Origin of the sequence: Ruminococcus sp., assembly GCF_017650195.1 — a bacterium.
Taxonomy (GTDB): Bacteria; Bacillota; Clostridia; order Oscillospirales; family Ruminococcaceae; genus Ruminococcus.
The window spans coordinates 1-3404 of sequence record NZ_JAGCFH010000127.1 but is presented as its reverse complement, the minus strand read 5'-3'; the positions used below and the strand labels follow the sequence as shown (position 1 = coordinate 3404).

At 44.0% G+C, this 3404-nt stretch carries 3 protein-coding genes; all 3 read left to right on the top strand.

Going from position 1 to position 3404, the window contains the following annotated elements:
• On the top strand, positions 1-1072 hold a 1072-nt coding region (locus J6U00_RS05860), incomplete at its 5' end, for a cobyric acid synthase (RefSeq protein WP_296580113.1).
• Positions 1072-1707, top strand: coding sequence for a precorrin-8X methylmutase (locus J6U00_RS05855; RefSeq protein WP_296580111.1), 636 nt, complete (start codon positions 1072-1074; stop codon positions 1705-1707). The genes J6U00_RS05860 and J6U00_RS05855, both read left to right, overlap by 1 nt.
• A gap of 142 nt (positions 1708-1849) precedes the next feature.
• A partial coding sequence (locus J6U00_RS05850; RefSeq protein WP_296580109.1) for a hypothetical protein occupies positions 1850-3404 on the top strand: 1555 nt, incomplete at its 3' end.

Below are 3404 nucleotides of genomic sequence, written 5' to 3'. Positions count from 1 at the left end.
GGGAGCTGGAAGTCCAGTTGAGCTGAATTTGAAATCCGATGATATAGTTAATATGGGCATGGCAAAAATTGCAAAAGCTCCAGTGCTTCTGGTGGGAGATATTGATAGAGGAGGCGTTTTTGCTCAGCTTCTCGGAACTCTCGGACTGTTAGATCCTGACGAGCTTAGTATGGTAAAAGGTCTTGTTGTAAACAAGTTTCGCGGTGATATATCGTTGTTTGAAAGTGGTAAGGATATACTTTTCAAGCGTGGCGGTAAGCCCGTTCTAGGGGTAGTGCCGCAGCTTGACTGCGATATTGAAGATGAGGACAGCCTTTCATCAAAGCTTGAGGGGGCGTCTGTAGGAATTATAGATATTGCTGTCATAAAACTTCCGAAGATTTCAAACTTTACTGATTATGACGTATTCTCACAGTATGACGGAGTATCAGTACGATATGTCTCGAAGTATGAGGAACTTGATAATCCTGATATGATAATAATACCCGGAACAAAAAGTACTATCTGCGATATGAAATGGCTTCGTGAAAGCGGCATGGAGGCGGTTATAAAAAGGAGTGCGTCAAACGGTGTTCCTATATTCGGTATATGTGGAGGATATCAGATGCTTGGTGAGACAATAGCCGACCCTCTTGACAGCGAATGTGGAGGAAGCATCAACGGAATGGGAATGCTCAGGTGCAGGACCGTTTTCATGGGTGAGAAGAGGCAGACTCAGACCAGAGGCAGATTTAGGAATATAGGCGGTTTTTTCAGCTGCCTCAGCGGAGCAGAGTTCAGCGGCTATGAGATACACATGGGAAGCACTGACAGTGGAGAACGTCCTCTACTTGATTGCGGAGGCGCATATTCCGGCAACGTTTACGGTTGCTATATACATGGTCTGTTTGACAGCGCGGAGGTCTCTGAACGTATAGTGAAAAGACTTTATGCAAGCAAAGGGATAACCTACCGAGGTGGAGTAGTTGACCGCGGCGCTTACAAGGAAAGACAGTATGACAAGCTTGCCGACGGAGTACGCCGTAGCATAGATACTGAGCTACTTTACAGGATCGTTGAGGAGGGGATTTGATGGAGCTTGAATATGTTCTTCCAAAAGATATAGAACACCGTAGCTTTGAGATAATCGAGGCAGAGTTGGGTGACAGAAAGCTGCCTGAGGAGATTAAGCCAATAGTTATGCGTGCTATACATACCACTGCGGATTTTGATTACTACGACAATATGTACTTTTCAGAAGACGCTGTCCAGAAGGCTCTTGCAGCGATAAGGGAAGGAGCTGTATTCGTTACCGATACTAATATGGCAAAGGCAGGAATAAATAAAGCTGCCCTTGCAAGGCACGGATGTACTGTGGAGTGCTTTATGGCTGACAGCGATATCTCGACTGCTGCTATGAAAAACGGCACCACAAGAGCTGCTGCTTCTGTTGATAAGGCTTCTCTTCTCGGAAAGCCTGTGATATACGCGGCAGGCAATGCGCCGACGGCTCTTGTGAGACTGTGCGAGCATATTGCAAGTGGAACTTTTATCCCGAGACTGGTTATAGGAGTTCCCGTGGGATTCGTAAATGTAGTACAGTCAAAGGAAATGCTGATCGAGAGCGGTATACCCTGTATCGTTGCACGGGGCAGAAAAGGCGGTAGCAATGTTGCGGCTGCTGTCTGCAATGCACTTTTGTATATGGCTGACGAAAAAAATACATGAAAATGAGAGCTGTGCAATGCGCAGCTTTTTCTTTTTGCCAAAAGAAAAGTCATTATGAGTCATTTCTCGACAGTGTAGAATGACATTTTTTTCACTTTGCTTATGATATAATAGCTTGTATATTTTTGTGAGGTGATAACGAATGTTAAAAATAAAGGATTTAATCGTAGTAAAATATGCAACACAGGTTTCAAGCTTTGCCGCCGCTGCAGCTACAGGCTTTTTCCTTACTGGCACAAGAGTTGCAGGGATTTCATCTTTTGCGGATATTTCACTTTCGGGAGCAGTTGATCTTCCGTATTCAGCAGCAGTTTTTACCGGCAGTCTGATACGCAGTATCATAGGTGGCGATATAGGACATAATATAGTAAAACTATCTGCGCTTGCTATGATATTGATAATCAAGATGTTTCTTGAACCAAAAAATGATCCGAAGCTCTGTGGTATTAATACGGCTGTCAGCATTTTTGTTTCTGGAGCGGCTGTATCGGCTGTTATAGGTGAGCTGATGTACAAGCTTCTGTTCTACGGATTTTACAGTTCACTTGCAGGCTTTACGGCTTATTCAGCGTCGAAGCTCATACTCGGTATAAGGCGCCAGCATACGATAAATCTCACAGGAATGAACGGCTTTTCCTGTGCTGTAGTATATATAATGCTTATAGCCTCGCTGTCAGCTGTTAAGCTACCTATGCTCAATGCAGGTATTATCGTTTCAGCTGCTGTAACCCTTACTGGAGCTTATTTTTACCGGCATAACGGAGGAGTTTTTGTAGGAGCTCTTTCAGTGTGCGGAGCTTTTCTGTCATCTTCGGCGGTAGGACTGAATATAGTATTGCTTCCAGCAGCCGGACTTCTGACAGGATATCTTTATAAACAGAAAAGACATATTGCTGCTGCAGGTTTTGTAGGGATTAATTTTGTAATGACAGTACTTACAGGAATGTCGGTAAGGGGCGCAGAGAATATGATAGATATTATATTAGGAGTTGTATTGTTTATACCATTCGCCGGTGCGTTCTCGGACAAATGGATACGTATCGGACACGAGAGTACAGAGGCTCTTCCAGATGTGATAGGCACAAGAATGAGTTTCCTTTCGGATACAGTAAGAGAGCTTCGCAAAGAGTCTGAACGCATATCTGATATGCTTTCAGGCAAAAGTGATATAAGCCATGAGATAGAAGAAAATTCGGAAAAGGTTTGTTCATTATGCTATCGCCGACCCTTTTGCTGGAAGTCGGACAGAGGAAATACATATCGCGGTTTTACAAGACTTGCAGAGATGACCGAGTTTGCATCTGAGAGCTTTCCTGTAGAGCTTGCCGAATGTCTTCGCAAGGGAGAGCTTATGGATGCATTTGCAAGAAGTGCAAGGGAGAAAGCTTCTGCAAAACTCATGGAGATGAGATTTTCGGAGAGCAGAGAAATGCTGCATGAACAGCTTAGGATAACCGAGGAGCTGATACGTGCTGCCGGAGAAAGGCTTGATGTGCGTTATTCAGAAAATGTGAGCCGTATTATAAAGCACAAGCTTGAAAAATTTGGTATAGCTTCCGAAAATGTAATAGCCTGTTACAATAGTCGAAGCAGATTACTTGCAGAGATATATTTCAGTGCTGAGGAGGCTCCCGAGAGCAGTACAAGGATATGCGACCTTATTTCCGATGAGCTACATATTCTACTTGAAAGCACTG